21 protein-coding genes and 1 other annotated feature are annotated in these 17760 nt (G+C 42.5%); all 21 genes read right to left on the bottom strand.

The window, feature by feature from the left end; translation table 11 throughout:
- Complete coding sequence (locus tag HT721_RS04600) at positions 1-987, bottom strand: dihydroorotate dehydrogenase (RefSeq protein ID WP_173229103.1); 987 nt, start codon at positions 985-987, stop codon at positions 1-3.
- On the bottom strand, positions 950-1750 hold the full coding sequence (locus tag HT721_RS04595) for a dihydroorotate dehydrogenase electron transfer subunit (RefSeq protein WP_173229101.1): 801 nt from the start codon (positions 1748-1750) through the stop codon (positions 950-952). Before HT721_RS04595 ends, HT721_RS04600 begins: the two co-directional genes overlap by 38 nt.
- 248 nt (positions 1751-1998) lie before the next feature.
- The gene (locus tag HT721_RS04590) at positions 1999-2379 is read right to left on the bottom strand and encodes a VOC family protein (RefSeq protein WP_173229099.1); all 381 of its coding nucleotides are present in this window, start codon (positions 2377-2379) and stop codon (positions 1999-2001) included.
- 57 nt (positions 2380-2436) lie between these two features.
- Positions 2437-2796 (bottom strand): 50S ribosomal protein L20, encoded by a 360-nt coding sequence (gene rplT, locus HT721_RS04585; RefSeq protein WP_000124834.1) that lies wholly within the window; start codon positions 2794-2796, stop codon positions 2437-2439.
- A 51-nt stretch (positions 2797-2847) separates the two neighbouring features.
- Positions 2848-3048 (bottom strand): 50S ribosomal protein L35, encoded by a 201-nt coding sequence (gene rpmI / locus HT721_RS04580; RefSeq protein WP_001125943.1) that lies wholly within the window; start codon positions 3046-3048, stop codon positions 2848-2850.
- Positions 3049-3080: 32 nt separating this feature from the next.
- Positions 3081-3611: a translation initiation factor IF-3 gene (infC, locus tag HT721_RS04575; RefSeq protein ID WP_000848180.1), complete on the bottom strand. Its 531-nt coding sequence runs from the start codon at positions 3609-3611 to the stop codon at positions 3081-3083.
- Positions 3612-3626: 15 nt separating this feature from the next.
- Positions 3627-3758: a sequence feature (ribosomal protein L20 leader region), on the bottom strand.
- Between the two features lie 72 nt (positions 3759-3830).
- Positions 3831-6071 carry a DNA internalization-related competence protein ComEC/Rec2 gene (locus HT721_RS04570; protein WP_173229097.1) on the bottom strand — a complete coding sequence of 747 codons (2241 nt, stop codon included), beginning with the start codon at positions 6069-6071 and terminating at the stop codon, positions 3831-3833.
- Complete coding sequence (locus HT721_RS04565) at positions 6055-6705, bottom strand: helix-hairpin-helix domain-containing protein (protein ID WP_173229095.1); 651 nt, start codon at positions 6703-6705, stop codon at positions 6055-6057. The genes HT721_RS04570 and HT721_RS04565 overlap by 17 nt, the downstream gene beginning before the upstream one ends.
- A gap of 66 nt (positions 6706-6771) precedes the next feature.
- Positions 6772-7341, bottom strand: a complete 570-nt coding sequence (locus HT721_RS04560) for a GNAT family N-acetyltransferase (RefSeq protein ID WP_173229093.1) — start codon at positions 7339-7341, stop codon at positions 6772-6774.
- A gap of 106 nt (positions 7342-7447) precedes the next feature.
- Complete coding sequence (locus HT721_RS04555) at positions 7448-8452, bottom strand: PhoH family protein (RefSeq protein WP_173229091.1); 1005 nt, start codon at positions 8450-8452, stop codon at positions 7448-7450.
- A gap of 84 nt (positions 8453-8536) precedes the next feature.
- Positions 8537-8752 carry a YozE family protein gene (locus HT721_RS04550; protein WP_001232089.1) on the bottom strand — a complete coding sequence of 72 codons (216 nt, stop codon included), beginning with the start codon at positions 8750-8752 and terminating at the stop codon, positions 8537-8539.
- The gene (gene cvfB, locus HT721_RS04545) at positions 8749-9615 is read right to left on the bottom strand and encodes an RNA-binding virulence regulatory protein CvfB (RefSeq protein WP_173229089.1); all 867 of its coding nucleotides are present in this window, start codon (positions 9613-9615) and stop codon (positions 8749-8751) included. The genes HT721_RS04550 and cvfB overlap by 4 nt, the downstream gene beginning before the upstream one ends.
- A 59-nt stretch (positions 9616-9674) precedes the next feature.
- Positions 9675-10232, bottom strand: coding sequence for a ribosome recycling factor (frr, locus tag HT721_RS04540; protein WP_001262225.1), 558 nt, complete (start codon positions 10230-10232; stop codon positions 9675-9677).
- 8 nt (positions 10233-10240) lie between these two features.
- On the bottom strand, positions 10241-10978 hold the full coding sequence (gene pyrH / locus HT721_RS04535; RefSeq protein WP_000002996.1) for a UMP kinase: 738 nt from the start codon (positions 10976-10978) through the stop codon (positions 10241-10243).
- Between the two features lie 83 nt (positions 10979-11061).
- Positions 11062-12396, bottom strand: coding sequence for a methylenetetrahydrofolate--tRNA-(uracil(54)-C(5))-methyltransferase (FADH(2)-oxidizing) TrmFO (gene trmFO, locus HT721_RS04530; RefSeq protein WP_173229087.1), 1335 nt, complete (start codon positions 12394-12396; stop codon positions 11062-11064).
- A 334-nt stretch (positions 12397-12730) separates the two neighbouring features.
- The gene (gene rsmI, locus HT721_RS04525; protein ID WP_173229085.1) at positions 12731-13609 is read right to left on the bottom strand and encodes a 16S rRNA (cytidine(1402)-2'-O)-methyltransferase; all 879 of its coding nucleotides are present in this window, start codon (positions 13607-13609) and stop codon (positions 12731-12733) included.
- Between the two features lie 2 nt (positions 13610-13611).
- On the bottom strand, positions 13612-13929 hold the full coding sequence (yabA, locus tag HT721_RS04520; protein WP_000358228.1) for a DNA replication initiation control protein YabA: 318 nt from the start codon (positions 13927-13929) through the stop codon (positions 13612-13614).
- Between the two features lie 39 nt (positions 13930-13968).
- On the bottom strand, positions 13969-14859 hold the full coding sequence (locus tag HT721_RS04515; protein ID WP_173229082.1) for a DNA polymerase III subunit delta': 891 nt from the start codon (positions 14857-14859) through the stop codon (positions 13969-13971).
- A complete protein-coding gene (tmk, locus tag HT721_RS04510; RefSeq protein WP_173229080.1) occupies positions 14856-15494 on the bottom strand; it encodes a dTMP kinase in 639 nt (212 codons plus the stop codon). The genes HT721_RS04515 and tmk overlap by 4 nt, the downstream gene beginning before the upstream one ends.
- Positions 15495-15694: 200 nt before the next feature.
- Positions 15695-16492, bottom strand: a complete 798-nt coding sequence (gene proC / locus HT721_RS04505; RefSeq protein WP_173229078.1) for a pyrroline-5-carboxylate reductase — start codon at positions 16490-16492, stop codon at positions 15695-15697.
- A 3-nt stretch (positions 16493-16495) separates the two neighbouring features.
- Positions 16496-17758 carry a glutamate-5-semialdehyde dehydrogenase gene (locus HT721_RS04500; protein ID WP_173229076.1) on the bottom strand — a complete coding sequence of 421 codons (1263 nt, stop codon included), beginning with the start codon at positions 17756-17758 and terminating at the stop codon, positions 16496-16498.
- Positions 17759-17760 lie beyond the last annotated feature (2 nt).

Here is a 17760-nt window from a genome sequence, read left to right as displayed (position 1 = left end):
TTACCTCAAAGACTCTTTTACTTCTTTGCGTAGATCTTCTAGACTGCTAATAGCGTATTTGTCCATGACTTTTGGCAGATTTTCAATAATATCAGGACAGGCATATGGATTGGTAAAGTTGGCTGTTCCAACTCCAATAGCCGATGCTCCAGCCAGATACATTTCTAGGGCAGCTTCAGCCGAATCCACTCCCCCCATTCCAATGATAGGCAGGTCTGTTGTTTGGGCAACTTGGCGGATAAGTTTGAGGGCTACTGGAAAGACTGCTGGACCAGACATTCCACCTGTTCCATTGGCCAAGATTGGTTTTCTGGTTTTGAGGTCAAAGCGCATTCCAACTAGAGTATTAATCATGGTTAATCCACATGCCCCCGCATCTTCTGCAGCTTTTGCGACAGTGACGATATCGGTCACACTAGGAGTTAGTTTGACATAAACTGGCACATCAGACGCTTCTACAGCTGCTTTCACCACATCATAAGCTAAATCTGGATCTTGACCAATTAAAAGTCCGTGATTACAGTGGTCAACATTGGGACAAGAAATATTGAGCTCGATGGCCTTTACATTAGTTGCCTTGGAAATACCACGAGAAACAGCTGCATACTCTTGTTTTGAAAAACCAGCTACATTGGCGATAATAGGAAGATTTGGATATTCTCTTTCCAACCAAGGCAGTTTTTCAGCTAAAACAGCTTCTAAACCAGGATTTTGCAAGCCAATTGCATTGAGCATACCAGCAGGCGTCTCTGCCACCCTTGGAGTTGGATTGCCAAAACGGGGTTCAAGAGTTGTCGCCTTGATCATAATAGAACCCAAAAGGTCTAAATCATAGTACTTGGCATACTCTTGACCAAAACCAAAACAGCCTGATGCTGGAATAATCGGATTTTTCAAATCCAAGCCTGGTAGAGAAACTTGTAAACGATTTGTAGTCATAATTTTCTCCTTATAATACAACTGTTCCTGTGCGGAAAACAGGGCCATCTTCACAGACGCGTTGGCTGACCGTCTCGCTTTCTGGCACTTTTAGGACGCAGGCATAGCAAGCCCCCATCCCACAAGCCATACGAGATTCCAGAGATAGATAGGCTCTAGGGTGGTCATAAAAGGTTTGATTGATATACTTCATCATTCCAGGCGCCCCACATGAGTAAACAGCATCAAACTGACTGTCTAAATCATTAATGACGACGGAAACATTGCCCTTGATACCATAAGAACCATCATCTGTCGTTACAAAGACTTGACCATATTGAGCTAATTCCGTCTCTAAAATAACAGCAGCCTTGTTCGCAAAACCGAGAACTGTCACTACTTTCACACCACGCGCATGCAATTCCTTGGCCACCTCAAGCAGAGGAGGTACACCAATCCCCCCACCAACAAGGAGAACCTGGCTCTGCTCATCAAGGTCAGACAAGTCAAAACCATTTCCCTGAGGACCCATCACATCAAGAGTATCTCCCTGACTTAAGGTTGAAAAAATAGCTGTCCCAGCTCCCTCAATTCGATAAATGAGATGACACTGCTTCTTAACCTTATCGATAGACGAAATTGAAATAGGACGACGCAAAAGATGGGCATCATCAGGCACACGCAGATGAAGAAATTGGCCTGCTCGCATGGCTTCAACCATTTCTCCTTCTAGGACTAGTTCAAAGATTGCTGGCGCGATTTCCTCCTGTGCAACCACCTTCATGGTTTCCAAACGAATTGCACCCAAACGTTTCTTACATGTGGGATTCATGACTTTTCCTCCTTAAATTTTAAGGGGACCAGACAAAGAAAAGACCTTGCTAGTGCAAGGCCTCAGTTAAAATCGTACAACACAAGAGAGCACACTCAAAAAGTCTCTTCTAGAAAATTGTACTATTCTTTTATCTGACACCTTGTGAGTCTCTCTGGACTCCCCTTAAAGGTTAAATTTTTACTAGTATACTCTTTCAGCTAAAAAAAGTCAAGTAGAAAACGAACATTCTACTTGACCTCACGAGATTATTTTTCACGAATGACTTCAACCTTGTAGCCATCAGGATCTTTGACAAAGTAATAGTTTGGTGAAGTTCCTGGTAGACCATTTGGCTCAGTCACTTCATATCCTTTTGCACTGTGCTCTTGATGAAGTGCCTCAAGATCAGGTGTACTGAGGGCGATATGGGCAAATCCATCTCCAACCACATAAGGACCATGATCGTAGTTATAGGTCAATTCCAACTCATAGTCGTCACCCTCAAGACCTAGATAGACGATCGTGAAGGCATGGTCTGGAAAATCTCTGCGACGCAATTCTTTAAATCCAAAAGCATCTTGATAGAATGCAATTGATTTTTCAAGATTTTCTACTCGTAAGCAAGTGTGTAGCATTTTTGAAGCCATATTTTCTCCTTTATTTTTAAAAAGACTGGGACAATCCTGTTCCAGTCTTATCAGTTATTATTTACCAAGTTTTGCTTTAGCTGCATCTGCAAGAGCTGTGAAAGCTGCTGCATCGTTAACAGCCAAGTCAGCAAGCATTTTACGGTTAACTTCAATCTCAGCCAATTTCAAACCATGCATCAATTGTGAGTATGAAAGTCCGTTCATACGAGCTGCCGCGTTGATACGAGTGATCCACAATTTGCGGAAGTCACGTTTTTTCTGACGACGGTCACGGTATGCATAGTAGTAAGAGTTCATTACTTGTTCTTTTGCAGTACGGAACAAGATGTGTTTAGCTCCATAGTAACCTTTTGCTAATTTAAGAATACGTTTACGACGTTTGCGTGATACAACGCCACCTTTAACACGTGCCATGTTTTATTTCCTCCAAATATTTCCTAGAATTGTTTACTTACTGTTAGGCTATTATTTCAAGCGAGTAAGCATTGCTTTGATACGTTTGTAATCTCCTGAATGCACCATAGATGCTTTACGAAGATGACGACGTTGTTTCTTAGTTTTTCCGTGGAAACGGTGAGAAGTGTAAGCACGGAAACGTTTAAGTCCACCAGAACCTGTACGTTTGAAACGTTTAGCTGATGCGCGGTGTGTTTTTTGTTTTGGCATGATTTTTTCTCCTTTATTTAACTTTCTGACAATTATTTTTTGTCAGTCGCTGGCGCCAATTGCATGAACATTTGACGTCCATCCATTTTAGCACGTTGTTCGATGATGGCAATATCTTGAGTTGCTTCAGCAAACTCGGCTAAAACTTTTGCACCAATCTCTTTATGGGTAATCATACGACCCTTAAAGCGAATAGATACCTTAACTTTATTTCCTTTTTCAAGGAATTTGCGTGCATTGCGAAGTTTTGTATCAAAGTCACCCTTGTCAATAGTTGGACTTAGACGAACTTCTTTCACAGTAACAACACTTTGTTTTTTACGTTGTTCTTTTTGCTTCTTCTGGTACTCAAATTTGAACTTACCGTAGTCCATAATTTTTGCAACAGGCGGTTTGGCTTGGGGTTGAATCAATACTAGGTCAACATTAGCGTTATCAGCCAAAGCTTGCGCTTCACTGAGTGGCTTGATGCCTAGCTGTTCTCCTTCAAGACCAATCAAGCGAACTTCACGTACACGAATCTCATCATTGATGAATAAGTCTTGCTTTGCTATGGTTTTCACCTCTTTTGTTTTATTAGAGAAAAACAATAGCGGACTCGTAAATATACAAGCCCGCACGTTATGATAGCGTTTCTTAGAAACTTTTCATCCGTAGGGCCAGGCAACTTAATGTCACAAGGCGAGAAGCTCTCACTTCTGCTTTTCTCAACTTTTATATGATACCAAGTTTTCTAGCTCCTGTCAAGATAAAAAGTTATTTTTTTTTAAAGTTTCTGCTCGTTAACCAACTGTTTGGATCTTCCATCTATTCCATCCTTTAAACCGTATAGCTCCTTGCTGGTCAGTTCGGTAAACTTTGCTATTTATAGTTTCCAGTCGGGTCAGGGGTTCCTGATGGGGGAGTTTCGCTCGATTGTTCTTTCCAACTGAGATAAGAGTAAGCTCTGGTTTGAGTTTTTCTAGAAAGGCTGAACTTAATGATTTTTTAGAGCCATGTTGGCTAGCTTTCAAAACATCCACCTCTAGGTCAGAATATTGATTCAGCAAGTCCTTCTCTCCTTTCTCCTCCAAATTTCCAGTGAAGAGAAAGTGCTTATCCAAGAGTTTCCCATAAAGAACCAGGGAATCTTCATGACCTCCATCTCCAATTTTCCTTGGAGATAAGACTTCTATCTGACTTCCGAAAATGGGCAAGTTCTCTCCTGCTGTCACACTGCGCACCTTGGTTTGAGTCGCCTGTAGTTCTACCACAAATTCCTTCTGTTTCAGACTGCCTTTTGATACTAAGATCTCCCCTACATGGAAAACCTTGGTCACCTCCAACAAATCTCCAACACGTTCCTTGTCCGTATTTGTCAAAATCAGCTGGTCAATCTTGCTCACTCCTCGACTTTTAAGATAGGGTATCAAGCTTCGCTGAGCATTGCTGGTCGTCGTCTTTTCTTGCCATTTTTCGATTTTCTTATTAGATTCTGCCTTGCCACCTACATCTATAAGAATGGTCTTACCAGTTACATCCCTTAGGAAAATACTTTCCCCTTGCCCCACATCCAGCATGGTAATTTCATTTTCCAGTGGATGCTTGGTCAAGAAAAAGAGACCTGTAATCAATAAGCTCAACACTACTAGCCTTTTAATGTTTTTCCTCAAATCATAGACCAAAGCCAAGGAAATTAACAATAAGATTAAAATCCATGCATTAGGTTGTCCAAAGACAAGCGGTCTACTTGCCACCTGTGATACCAAGCGAATAATGCCTTCCAACCATTCAAAAATAAAATTCAGCTGAATGACTGGATAGAGAAAGGAAAGGGCAAATAAGATAGACAAGAGCGGTAAGAAGACTAAGTCAAATAGAAAGGAAAAGACAAAGGTCAAAAGGATGGACCAAGGTTGAAATTCCGCAAAATAGAAGGATAGAATGGGTAATATTCCCAAAGAAATAACCAGACTTTCTCTGGCAATAGCCTTAAGTCCCTCCTCTTCTTTGCTGGTCATAGTCAAGATAAAAGCATAAGCACATGACAAAACTCCTCCTGCGGTCAGGAAAAAGTTGGGCATGATGATAAAGAGTATAAGCACCGTCAGGGCAAAATTGTCCAAACCCTTAACACCATGTTGAGCCAGTAACTTTTGCAAAAGACTGCGAATAACTGATGCTGAAAATCCTGTCAGACCTGCATAGATAAAGGAAAAGGGATAGGTCAGCCATTTCAACTTTTCTTGGGTAAAGCCCAATCGTAAGAGTAGTTTCTTAAAGCCATCCATGAAAAATCCTACCTGCATGCCCGACAAGGCAAAAAGATGAATAATTCCTAAACTGGAATAAAGCTCATTCATCTCCTCGAAGTCCGTATCCAGATGTCCTAGTAAGAGCCCTGTCATATAATTGCGCATAGGGTCTGGAAAGTGCGTCTTAATCCAAACCACAGCCTTTCGACGTAAACTAGACAAGTTTTCACCTATATCCCAACTGCTAACCTTTTGAAGTGACTGGATTTTTTTGATATTGAGAGTCTGGTAAATTCCCTGAGTTTTCAGATAAGCTTGGTAGTCAAAACCACCAAAATTTCTCTGCCCTTCTGGTTCTGAAAGTTTTCCTTCAAGTTCTATCTCATGAAGATCTGTTAAGACTTGAAATTGTTCTTTTTCATTCTCGGACTGAAGCTTATAGTAAACTTGGAAGGTACGGCTGTCAGCCTTGCCCCGAAAGGACAGACTATCTCCATTGACTTTGATAGTATCGGGTAAAATCCGCACCCTTTCAACAGAATCCGCCAAATTTTGACTCGCTTGACTCTGTTGCCAATTTTGAAAGAGAAACCAGAAACCAAAGATTCCACAAATCACTAGAATTTTACTTGCTAATTTCCAAGGAAATTGGATAAAGAGACAGACTAGCAGAAAAACGAAACCCAACAGCGCTAGATAGGACGCTGAGAAAATAGCGTAATAAAGCCAGAGCAATAGAAAACTCAAATAGATTAGGGGAATAGGGAAATTCTTAATCCACTGTAACATAGTCTTTTAACTTTTCTATAGTCTTGGCACCAATACCAGAAACTTTCTTGAGTTCGTCTACTGACTTGAACTTGCCATTTGCCTCACGATGATCGATAATGTCCTGAGCTCGTTTTCCTCCCAGTCCCTTGACCTGCTTAAGTTCTTCCATACTGGCCTTGTTGAGATTGACCTTCTTGTCCTTGCTTGTTGAAGAAGGCGTTCCAGAACCCGCCTGTTGACTAGATGATTCTTCTCCCTTAGTTGGGACGTAAACCAGAGCCTCATCACTAACTTTCTGAGCTAGATTGAGCGACTTGCTATCTGCTTGTTCTGTCAATCCACCAGCCTTCTGAACAGCATCATTGACTCGACTACCTACCGGCAAGTCATAAATACCCGGCGATTTAACAGCGCCTTTTACATCTACTGTGATTAGATCTTGTTCAAGGGGTTCTTCCTTTTCTTCCTTCTTCACATCCTTTTCGGTCGATGAATCCTTGGAAACTGCTGCAACTTCTGCCTGCAAATTCGTTTCCTTGACAGGTGTGTGTGGAGCTGGCTTTAGCAGGAAAAATCCTCCTACAAGCAAGCCTAGACCAGTACAGATGACGATGATTTTATACTCTTTGATTTTCTCGATAATTGCTTCCATATTTTCTCCTCTCTTAAATTATTCGTAAGAGGAAGAAAAAACAGTTGAAAATGTCTTCTCAACTGCTTATTTATTTGCAAAATAGTCTTCCTTGGTCAATACATAGTGAACTCTTGTCACGATTCGTCCTTCTTCATGCTGGTCCATACAAGCATAAGCTTCTTCGTGGGAAAAACGCATACCTGATTTCTCCATGACCTTTCCAGATGCAGGATTGTCCTTATCGTGTAAAGCAACCAACTTATTCATCCCTATCTTCTCAAAAGCTAACTCAATCACAGCACGATTGGCTTCTGTCGTCAATCCTTGATTCCAATACTTTTTATTGATAATGTAGCCAATAGCTGCCTTATTAAGAACAGGATCAATCTTGTGCAAATCAATTGTTCCGATAAATTTGCCATTGCTTTTTAGTTCTATTCCCCAACGTCCCAAGGGATTGGCCAAGTAGAACTGGGCAATATTATTTTTGGTTTCTTCCAAGCTTTGATTGGTTAGAAAAGTGTAACGTGTATTATCCTTATCCGAGGCATACTCAAACATTTCTTCCGCATCATCCAAAGTTACAGGTCTAAGCAATAAACGCTCCGTTTCTATAGACGGATACTGGGCAAGTTTTACAAAAATTGATTCCATACGTTTCCTCCACTTGAAAAGTTTCTAACTAAGATAAGGATATTGAATGAAATATTTAAAACGCAAATTTATATTTGGTATTGAGATAACTTTAAGTACAAAAGAACTATCCTTCAGATAGAGGTTGAGGATCTAATTCTTCACGCTCTTCTTTTTTAACTGGAGCTGGTTCATAAGCTCGGATAATCTGAGCGACAACAGGATGGCGAACCACATCCTTAGCTGAAAAATGAACAAAGTCAATCTGATGGATGTTCTTTAGTTTCTCTTGGGCATCAATCAAACCTGACTTGACATTGCGTGGCAGGTCAATCTGACTGATATCTCCATTGACAATCATCTTAGAATGAAAGCCTAAACGCGTCAAAAACATCTTCATCTGCATGATAGTCGTATTTTGCGCCTCATCGAGAATGACAAAGGCATCATCCAAGGTTCGTCCACGCATGTAGGCAAGAGGTGCAATCTCGATAATTTCACGTTCCATGAGACGAGTCGTTTGATCTTTTCCCAGAATCTGATACAAAGCATCATAAACAGGTCTAAGGTAAGGATCTACCTTCTCCTTAAGGTCTCCCGGAAGAAATCCAAGACTCTCTCCAGCTTCTACTGCTGGACGAGTTAGGATAATTCGCTTGACCTGCCCACGTTTAAGAGCTGTCACTGCCAAGGTCACTGCAAGAAAGGTCTTCCCTGTCCCTGCTGGCCCAATTCCAAAGGTCACATCGTGCTGTTTAACACTATCCACATAAAGTTTTTGACCCAAGGTTTTGACACGGATAGGCTTCCCAGTATTGTCTTTGATGATTTCTTCTTCGTAAAGGGCGACAAATTTATCAATTTCATCGTTTTTGACCATGCTAATCGCAGTCACCACATCTGGCGTACCAACGGTCATCCCACGATTTACCAAGACCATGAGAGCTTGAATAACCTGACGGGCTTCCTCACAGGCAGTCTCTTCTCCCAAAACCTGCACAATCTCCGTACGAGCATGAATCACCACATCCAGCTCTTCTTCCATCAAACGAAGATGGCGTTCATTGGAACCAAAAAGATGAAACAGGTCATCTGGATGACTCAGTTGAATGTCTATTGAATGTTCCTTCAAATAAAGAACCTCTCTAATCCTTTTATTTCTTTTTATTATAGCAAAGGGGTGGAGAAATTACTAGCCCAAACCCAATGAATCATGCTAGTGTTCTAAGTATTCTTGCCAGATAGCGTCAAAGTCTCCTAGATTGAAAGAGAAACTGGCATGTTCTTCCAGAAAGCGACTCACCTCATCAAAATCATCTGTGTGTTTTGGGAAGGAAGACTCTTCAAAAGCGAGGTCTGCCAAGATAGCCTTGGGACTGTTACTTTTAGGATTGCGCTCGGTCATGAGCCAAGTGTAAAATGATTTTCTCATAAGTCACCCAAGATCAACTCTGTCCCAAACTGGTCTTGCTTGATTTTACCAGCCTTCATCAAGCCACCAAGTGCTTTCTTGAACTGACCTTTAGAAATACCAAAGGTTGCCTTGATATCCTCAGGGGATGACTTATCATTCAAGGTCATAAAACCGCCATTGCTTTCCAAATAAGTCAAAATCATCTGGGCATCATTTTCCAACATTTCAAAAGAACGTGGTTTGAGGGAGAGGTTCAACGTGCGGTCCACTTCACGGAAACCAATAACGCGCGCATCTAATACTTGCCCCAAACGTGGCTCTGCGTAGCGCTCGCTAGGATGGATAAAGCCAAGCATGTTATTTTCTGGTAGGTAGACAAAGGTTCCTGACAGCTTGAGTCGGTAAACAATGGCTGGCCAGTTTTGGTTCTGCATGTTGTTGTAGGCAGGACGAGCCAGACGTTGAAAGTCTTCTTGATAGGCCAAGAGACCCCAGATACGGTCTTTCTTGTCCACTTCAAGACGGATATAGAGTTGGTCTCCCTTCTTAGGCCAGAGTTCCTTGAGTTCAGGGAGAATATCAAGCGAAACAACAATTTCCTTATCGGGCAGACCTGTATCTACAAAGACACCCAAGTCCTTACGAACTTCTGTGACACGACCCCAACCAAATTGATCCTGAGTAGCAGTCACTTCTAGAGTGGTCAAGCGTAGTTTTTGCTTCATATCCGTATAAGCAAAACCTTTGACCGTATCCCCTACTGTATGTTGACCTTCTTCCTTGGAAAGTGCATAGGTCTGACCATCCTTTTGCACAAAGTAGAAACGGTCATTTTCATCGATGATGAGTCCAACGATAAAACTTGCAAGATTTGTATTCATATTTCCTTCTTTCGAATAAAACTCAGCCAGCAATGCCAACTGAGTTTTTCTGTTTATTTTTAGACTTCCAAAAGTTCTTTCTCTTTGTTGGCAGTCATGTCGTCGATGTGTTTGACAGCATCGTCTGTTACTTTTTGAATATCTTTTTCAAGAGTCTTCAATTCGTCTTCAGTGATTTCTTTTGCTTTTTCTTGTTTCTTGGCTTCATCCATAGCATCACGACGGATATTGCGGACAGCCACTTTAGCATTTTCGCCGACCTTCTTCACTTCTTTAGCAAGGTCACGACGAGTTTCTTCTGTGAGAGCAGGGATAACCAAACGAATGACTGAACCGTCGTTAGCTGGTGTGATACCAAGATCAGAAGCGTTCAAGGCACGTTCGATGTCTTTCAATGAAGACTTGTCAAATGGTGTTACCAACAAAACACGCGCTTCTGGAATGGTAATTGAAGCGATTTGGTTAAGAGGAGTTTCTACTCCATAGTATTCTACATGTACACGGTCGAGCAAACTTGCGTTGGCACGACCTGCACGGATACCACCAAATTCACGAGCAAGTGATTGGTGAGACTGGGTCATTCTCTCTTTAGCTTTTTCAATAATTGCGTTAGCCATAATCTTTCTTATTCCTTTTCTTCGATATTATTTGAAACTGTTGTTCCGATATTTTCACCAAATACGACACGTTTGATGTTGCCTGGTTGGTTCATGTTGAAGACAACCAAGTCAATGTCGTTATCCATTGAGAGGGTTGAAGCTGTTGAGTCCATGATACGAAGACCTTTATTGATAACGTCACGATGGGTCAATTCTTCAAACTTAACGGCCGTCTTGTCCTTCTTAGGATCGGCATTGTAAACACCGTCGACACCATTTTTAGCCATAAGGATAGCATCCGCTTCGATTTCAGCTGCACGAAGGGCCGCTGTTGTATCGGTTGAGAAGTAAGGTGAACCAATTCCGGCACCAAAGATAACGATACGGCCTTTTTCAAGGTGACGAAGGGCACGTCCACGGACATAAGGCTCTGCCACTTGTTGCATAGCAATAGCTGTTTGCACACGTGTATCAACCCCAACTTGTTGCAATGAATCTGCCATCACAAGAGCATTCATAACAGTCCCAAGCATTCCTGTGTAATCTGCCTGAACGCGGTCCATTCCTGCTTCTGCAGCAGGTTCACCACGCCAGAGATTTCCTCCACCGATAACAAGGGCAATTTCGATACCTAAGCTATGAACTTCTTGAATCTCTTTTGCGATTGTTTGAACTGTTTGGATATCAATCCCTACGCCACGTTCACCGGCAAGGGCTTCACCTGATAACTTGATTAAAATACGTTTATACTTGGGATTCGCCATTTTCACTCTCCTTTTTTTATCCTACCTATTTTATCACAATTTCTAAGATTTTTATAGTATCATGAGCAATTCTTTCAAAAAAATTAGACAGTCAAAAATTCCTCTAAGTCGGCAAGGGCACGCTCTGCAATTTTTTCATAACGAGCCTTCTTATCACGGATACGTTCGCCTTCCAACTCCTTGATGATTCCAAAATTGACATTCATCGGTTGGAAATGTTTGCTGTCAGCATGGGTTATGTAATGAGCTAAGCTTCCGATAGCCGTCGTCTCTGGGAAAATAGCCTCACTTTCTCCCTTGAAAAGACGAGCAGCGTTAATACCCGCAACTAAGCCTGAAGCTGCTGACTCAACATAGCCTTCTACACCCGTCATCTGACCAGCAAAGAAGAGATTTGGTTGTTTCTTAGAACGGTAAGTCTGCTCAAGAAGATTTGGTGAATCCATATAAGAATTGCGGTGCATGACACCATAACGAACAAACTCAGCATTTTCAAGACCTGGAATCATTTGAAAGACTCTCTTTTGTTCTCCCCATTTAAGGTGGGTCTGGAAACCAACAATATTGTATAGGCTACCAGCTGCATTATCCTGACGAAGTTGCACAACCGCATAAGGTGTTTTAAATTCGCCATCACGAGGTCCTGTGTAGTCGTCCGGATACTCAAGACCCACTGGTTTCATAGGTCCATAAAGCATAGTTTTAATGCCACGCTTGGCCATGACTTCGATAGGCATACAACCTTCAAAATACTTTTCTTTTTCGAAAGAATTAAGCGGAGCTTCTTCCGCATTGACCAAGGCTTCATGGAAATCCATGAACTCTTGCTTGGTCATTGGAGCATTGAGGTAGGCAGCTTCTCCCTTATCATAACGAGACTTGAGATAAACCTTGCTCATATCGATGGTGTTGACGTCGATAATAGGCGCTGCCGCATCGTAGAAATAGAAACCATCACCGTCATTAAGGGCATGAATTTTCTCAGCTAGGGCATCACTAGTCAAGGGACCAGTCGCCACAACTGTGATAACATCCGTTGGCAATTCTGTAATTTCATCACGCGCCACTTCAATCAAGGGATGATTAGCCACTGTTTCGGTCACCATTTGGGAGAAACCATCACGGTCCACCGCAAGGGCTCCTCCAGCGGGAACACGTGTAGCCTCAGCAGATTCCAAAATAACAGAACCCAAGCAACGCATTTCTTCCTTGAGGAGACCCACTGCATTTGTCAAAGCATCCCCACGAAGGGAATTAGAACAAACTAACTCAGCAAAATTGTCTGTTTTGTGTTGAGGTGTTGACTTGACACCACGCATTTCATAAAGTTTAACTGGAATACCACGTTCTGCAATTTGGTAGGCAGCTTCAGAACCTGCCAAACCAGCACCGATAACATTGATATAAGATTGAGACACGACACTAATACCTCTTTGGGAGTGTGAAGACAAGTTTCACATTGAAAAAGCCAATCGGACTTACTCGCTTTCGACTTTCTTGGCTCAGGCTGAAAAAGTCCACAGGACTTACTTCGCTTTCAAGTTTCTTGGCTCAGGCTGAAAAAGTCCACAGGACTTACTTCGCTTTCGAATTTCCTGGCTCAGGCTGAAAAAGTCCACAGGACTTACTTCGCTTTCGAATTTCCTGGCTCAGGCTGAAAAAGTCCACAGGACTTTTTCACTCCCACAAATCTTTCTAATTTTTTTCTTCTACTAGTATAACAAAAAAAGGGAAGAAGGCAAACTTCCCTGTTTAGTCATTTTCTTGATTTTCTTCCCAATCGTGATAGGCAGCGTAGAGCTGACTTTTATTCCACTGGTAAAACTTAGCTACTTCCTTAATAGCTTGATTTTTCTTCATACCTTGCTGGATACGGGCTTGGATTTCTAAGAACAAGTCCTCCTCGTCTTTTTCTTCCACATCCTGACTGGCACCTTCAACAATGATAAGGCATTCTCCCTTGAGTGGCGTTTCAGCAATGCTTTCCAGCAATTCAGAAATGGTACCTCTTTGGTATTCTTCATAGATTTTGGTCAATTCTCTGACCAAGACGACCGATCGGTCGCCGTAGACTTCTAGCATATTTTCCAACGTATCTGCCACACGATGAGGAGATTCATAGAAAATCTGGGTTTCTTGATAGTCTTTTTTCGAGTCGAAAAATTGCTTTTGCTGGCCTGATTTTCTCGGTAAAAAGCCGTAAAAGATATGTGGCTGTGGCGCTAAACCACTGGCAATCAAGGCAGAAATCCCTGCAGAGGCACCCGGAACGGTGACAACTGCAATTTCTTCCTCAATAGCTGCCTTAACCAAATCATGACCAGGGTCTGAGATGCTAGGCAGACCTGCATCGGATACCTGAGCAATACTTTGTCCTGCTTTCAGGAAACCAATCAAATCAGGAATCTTTTCCTTGGCATTATGCTCATGAAAACTAATCTGCTTGGTAGAAATGTCAAAATGTTTGAGCAAAAGTCCAGTATTGCGCGTATCCTCAGCAGCAATCCAGTTCACTTCTTTCAAGGTCTGTATAGCTCGAAATGTTATATCATCTAGATTGCCAATCGGCGTTGCCACTAGATACAGCTTGCCATAGGGAGACTGCCCCTTAAAACTTTTTTGAATCTGCATGCCTACTCCCTGTATAACAACTCGTCACAGAACATACATTCCTCGTCCTGCTCTCGACGTTGTCCATAAAAATCATTACATACGTGAAATCCATCACGGTAAATGCGACGGACACTTTCACGAACATGCTTAGCCTTGACAGGAGCATCTGCTTCCACCTCACCCAAGCGTTCGCGCAACTTACTATTTTCCAAACGAAGAGCTGTATTTTCCTCTACCAGGCTCTTGAGATTTTTCTTGATGGCTTCCACATCGGCCAAGGTTACCAATAACTGTTGGGAAAAATCATCCAGCGCGTCAAATAATTCTTTTTTATCCATAAACCAGCCCTTTCCTTTCTTTATCGTTCATTTTTGAGTTTATATTTCTTTCAAGACCAGATATTCCATGGCATTTTGAAAGCTGACATTAGCTTGCCACATTTTTCTAGCTTCTAGCAAATCTTGTAGAATCACTCTTACTCTTGCTTGCAGGAGGTCCTGCCCACAGAGGACTTCAAGAATCCGTAAAACCTGATCTTGTTTTTCCTTGTCATCTGCCAAGCTAGCTAGTTTGGCAACTTGCAGATAACTTTCTTTTTTCTTAGCTACTAACCAAGTCAGCAGGCGTTCACTTTCATCGACCAAGGTCCAAAAACTTGCCTGATTGGCTAACTTTTCTGCTTCAGCTCGTGATTGACTAAACTGAGCTAGGAGAGTCGCTTTTTTCTTAACCAGTCCCATTTGTTCTAAGAGTAAGATGAGTTGCTCTTCTTGCTTTTTAAAGTGGAAAATCTGGGTTCGACTGCGGATTGTAGGTAACATCTTTTCCTCATCGCTAGTCAAGAAGAAAATATAAACCTCACTCTGGGGTTCTTCGATGACCTTGAGCAGAGAATTGGCTGCGTTAGGATGCATTTTCTCAGCTTGTTCGATAATAAAGACCTGCTGCTGGCTTTCAATCCCTGCTTGAGAAAACTGGCCCACCAATTCTCGAATGCGTTCTGTCTTAATGACCTGATTGACTGGCTTAATCAAGGTGACATCGGGAAATTCTCCCTGTTCAATCAGCTTACAATTTCGGCAGTTTTCACATGGTAAAACGCCTACTTTATCTGTACAAAAGAGGCTCTTAGCTAGAAATTGAGCCATTTCCAAGCTTCCAAAGAAACCTGAAAAGAGATAGGCGTGATTGAGCTGATCTTGTTCTAGGATACGAACAAAGCGGTCAAACTGGTCTGGTTGCCAAGCCTTTAGGTGGTCTTGTTTCATCTTGTCAAGCCCATTCTGTCAAACAAGACAGCCTTGGTAGTTTCCACAACCTGCTCCAAAGGGAGACTAGCATCAATCTTGACAATGCGATTTCCTTCTTTGTCCAGAAGAGAATGGTAGCCTTGACGAACTTTTTTATGCAAGTCCAACCCTTCCAAGTCCAAACGATTGACCTCGCGGTCACTATTAGCAGCAATACGAGCCAGCCCTTCTTCCACCTCGATGTCAAAATAGAGTGTCAAATCAGGTTTAAGGCCATCTGTCGCAAACTGGTTAAGCCAGTCAATGGCTTCAATGTCCAAACCACGACCAAATCCCTGATAGGCAAGAGAACTATCGATGAAACGATCCATAATGACCAACTTACCAGCTTCAAGTGCTGGAAGAACTTTTTCCACCAAGTGCTGTCTGCGACTGGCAATATAGAGAAGAAGTTCTGTCTTGGCATCCATTTGAGTATGACTTGGATCCAAAATTACTTCCCGAATCTTCTCCCCAATCAAGACTCCGCCTGGCTCACGGGTCGTCAGCACCTCTACTCCTTTTTCCTCTAAAATTGGGAGCAGAGCCTCTAAAACACTGGTCTTTCCTGCTCCCTCTGGTCCCTCAAGAGAGACTAAAAATCCTTTTGACATGTCTAACTCATTTCTTTTTTACTACTTCTATTCTATCAAAAAAATAGGGGTTTGTGACAATCTTTTTGTCTTCTCATTTCATACTCAATAAAAATCAAAGAGCAAACTAGNNTTTTGAGGTTGCAGATGAAAGCTGACGCAGTTTGAAGAGAGTTTCGAAGAGTATCAACCACCATAAAAGAGGCAGACAAATCCACCTCTTATTTACCTAGTTCTTGTGTTCGTTTGTAGGCTTGATGAACTGCATCCATGACTGTTCCTCGAAAAGCATGCGCTTCTAGGCTTGCTACACCAGCGATAGTCGAACCGCCTGGGCTACAGACTTGGTCTTTCAATACTCCAGGATGCTCTTGGCTTTCTAGGACCAATTGCCCAGCTCCTACCACAGTTTGAGCCGCCATTTTCAATGCTGTTTCTCGTGGCAATCCAGTCTGAACACCTGCATCTGCCAAGGCCTCAATAAAGAGATAGACAAAGGCCGGCCCACAGCCTGCAAGACCTGTCGCCGCGTCGATTAAGCCTTCTCCCAGTTCAACCAAGAGGCCAGCCTTGGTTAACAGCTGACAAAAGAGCTCACTGTCCTCAGTCCTGCAATTAGAAGACAAGGCATAACTAATCACTCCTTGTCCGATAGAAGCAGGGGTATTTGGCATCATACGAATAATTCTGTGGTGACTTGGTATAAGACTTGCTAGTTTTTCTAAAGTTAATCCAGCTGCCATCGAAATCAAAAGAAGACTTTCTCGTTTTTCAAGGATGGTCTGATATTGAGAAAGCAGTTCAGAAAACTGAGCAGGCTTAACTCCTAGAAAAATCACATCTGCTTCTGCGAATATTTTTTCATTGCTGGAAGCCTGACCACCAAAGTCTGCAATGAAAGCATCCACCTTGGCTTGGCTACGATTGGCAAGAAGAATGTCATCGCCCGTCTTGGCCTGCAAAACAGCCTTAGCCAAGCTAGCTCCCATATTCCCCAAACCGATAAATCCAATTTTCATCTCTTACTCCCTTATCTGACCATCACCCATAACCACATACTTGTAGCTAGTCAACTCTTTTAATCCCATTGGACCACGCGCGTGCAGTTTCTGAGTTGAAATCCCCATTTCACATCCAAGACCAAATTGGCCTCCATCTGTGAAACGAGTTGAGGCATTGACATAGACAGCTGCAGAGTCCACTTGATCTGTAAAGTAAGCTGCAGCTTCAGCATTTTCAGTTACAATTGCATCCGAATGATGGGTACTGTGAGCCTCAATATGGGCAACAGCTTCTTCTAAACTGCTCACAACCTTAACAGCTAATACATAGTCTAAAAACTCGGTGTCAAAGTCTTGTGCTTCAGCTGCGTGACCTGAAACAAACTGGCTTGCTTTGCTATCAAGTCGAAATTCAATTGGTCCCAACCCAGCTTCTTTACGCTCTGCAACTAGAACTTGCTCCAAGCGAGGAAGGAAGCTTGCTGCCTTGTCTTCATGAACAAGTAAAACCTCCATGGCATTGCAGACAGAAGGACGACTAGTTTTGGCATTGTTGATGATAGACAGAGCCTTATCTTCGTCTGTATCCTTGTCCACATAGATATGGACAATCCCAGTCCCGGTCTCGATAACAGGTACGATAGCATTCTCAACCACTGCATTGATCAAACCAGCTCCCCCACGAGGAATGAGAAGATCTAGATAGCCCTTTGCCTTCATCATAGCATAGCTGCTTTCTCGGCTAGTATCTTCCACCAGTTGAATCACATCTGGATGAATAGTAGTCGTCTCCAAGCCCTTTTTCAAGGCTGTGACAATAGCATGAGCTGTTTGATAGGCATCCTTCCCACTACGAAGAACAACTGCATTTCCACTCTTGAGAGCCAGAGCAGCCGCGTCAGACGTCACATTTGGACGGCTTTCATAGATAATACCAATAACCCCCATAGCCACCCGTTTCTTGGTGATAACCAAGCCATTTTCAAGCTGATTGGTTTCTAAGACTTCACCTATTGGATCTGGTAAAGCAACCACTTCACGAATCCCTCTTGCCATCGTTTCTATACGACTTGCATCCAAATAAAGACGATCCAGCATCACATCTGAGATTTTACCCTTAGCCGCTTCCATATCGAGGGCATTGGCTGCTAAAATTTCCTCTGTAGCAGCCACTAAGTGATTAGCCATGGCTAGCAAGGCTTGGTTTTTCACCTCTTCACTAGCTGTATTGATCGATTTTTTTACAGCCTGTACCTGTTCAAATTGTTCTTGTGTACTTACCATAG

The sequence above is a fragment of the Streptococcus sp. 4094 genome (genome assembly GCF_013277125.1).
Taxonomy (GTDB): Bacteria; Bacillota; Bacilli; order Lactobacillales; family Streptococcaceae; genus Streptococcus.
The sequence above is the reverse complement of the archived record's forward strand: the minus strand, read 5'-3'. Positions and strand labels throughout refer to the sequence as shown.

What these genes read in the sequence shown, in the direction of transcription:
- tmk (WP_173229080.1), bottom strand. Translation starts at nt 15,494, where the DNA reads ATGTCAAAAGGATTTTTAGTCTCTCTTGAGGGACCAGAGGGAGCAGGA.
- frr (WP_001262225.1), bottom strand. Translation starts at nt 10,232, where the DNA reads ATGGCTAACGCAATTATTGAAAAAGCTAAAGAGAGAATGACCCAGTCT.
- HT721_RS04570 (WP_173229097.1), bottom strand. Translation starts at nt 6,071, where the DNA reads ATGTTACAGTGGATTAAGAATTTCCCTATTCCCCTAATCTATTTGAGT.
- rsmI (WP_173229085.1), bottom strand. Translation starts at nt 13,609, where the DNA reads ATGCAGATTCAAAAAAGTTTTAAGGGGCAGTCTCCCTATGGCAAGCTG.
- HT721_RS04565 (WP_173229095.1), bottom strand. Translation starts at nt 6,705, where the DNA reads ATGGAAGCAATTATCGAGAAAATCAAAGAGTATAAAATCATCGTCATC.
- HT721_RS04550 (WP_001232089.1), bottom strand. Translation starts at nt 8,752, where the DNA reads ATGAGAAAATCATTTTACACTTGGCTCATGACCGAGCGCAATCCTAAA.
- HT721_RS04515 (WP_173229082.1), bottom strand. Translation starts at nt 14,859, where the DNA reads ATGAAACAAGACCACCTAAAGGCTTGGCAACCAGACCAGTTTGACCGC.
- pyrH (WP_000002996.1), bottom strand. Translation starts at nt 10,978, where the DNA reads ATGGCGAATCCCAAGTATAAACGTATTTTAATCAAGTTATCAGGTGAA.
- proC (WP_173229078.1), bottom strand. Translation starts at nt 16,492, where the DNA reads ATGAAAATTGGATTTATCGGTTTGGGGAATATGGGAGCTAGCTTGGCT.
- rplT (WP_000124834.1), bottom strand. Translation starts at nt 2,796, where the DNA reads ATGGCACGTGTTAAAGGTGGCGTTGTATCACGCAAACGTCGTAAACGT.
- rpmI (WP_001125943.1), bottom strand. Translation starts at nt 3,048, where the DNA reads ATGCCAAAACAAAAAACACACCGCGCATCAGCTAAACGTTTCAAACGT.
- HT721_RS04600 (WP_173229103.1), bottom strand. Translation starts at nt 987, where the DNA reads ATGGCCCTGTTTTCCGCACAGGAACAGTTGTATTATAAGGAGAAAATT.
- yabA (WP_000358228.1), bottom strand. Translation starts at nt 13,929, where the DNA reads ATGGATAAAAAAGAATTATTTGACGCGCTGGATGATTTTTCCCAACAG.
- cvfB (WP_173229089.1), bottom strand. Translation starts at nt 9,615, where the DNA reads ATGAATACAAATCTTGCAAGTTTTATCGTTGGACTCATCATCGATGAA.
- HT721_RS04500 (WP_173229076.1), bottom strand. Translation starts at nt 17,758, where the DNA reads ATGGTAAGTACACAAGAACAATTTGAACAGGTACAGGCTGTAAAAAAA.
- HT721_RS04590 (WP_173229099.1), bottom strand. Translation starts at nt 2,379, where the DNA reads ATGGCTTCAAAAATGCTACACACTTGCTTACGAGTAGAAAATCTTGAA.
- HT721_RS04595 (WP_173229101.1), bottom strand. Translation starts at nt 1,750, where the DNA reads ATGAATCCCACATGTAAGAAACGTTTGGGTGCAATTCGTTTGGAAACC.
- HT721_RS04560 (WP_173229093.1), bottom strand. Translation starts at nt 7,341, where the DNA reads ATGGAATCAATTTTTGTAAAACTTGCCCAGTATCCGTCTATAGAAACG.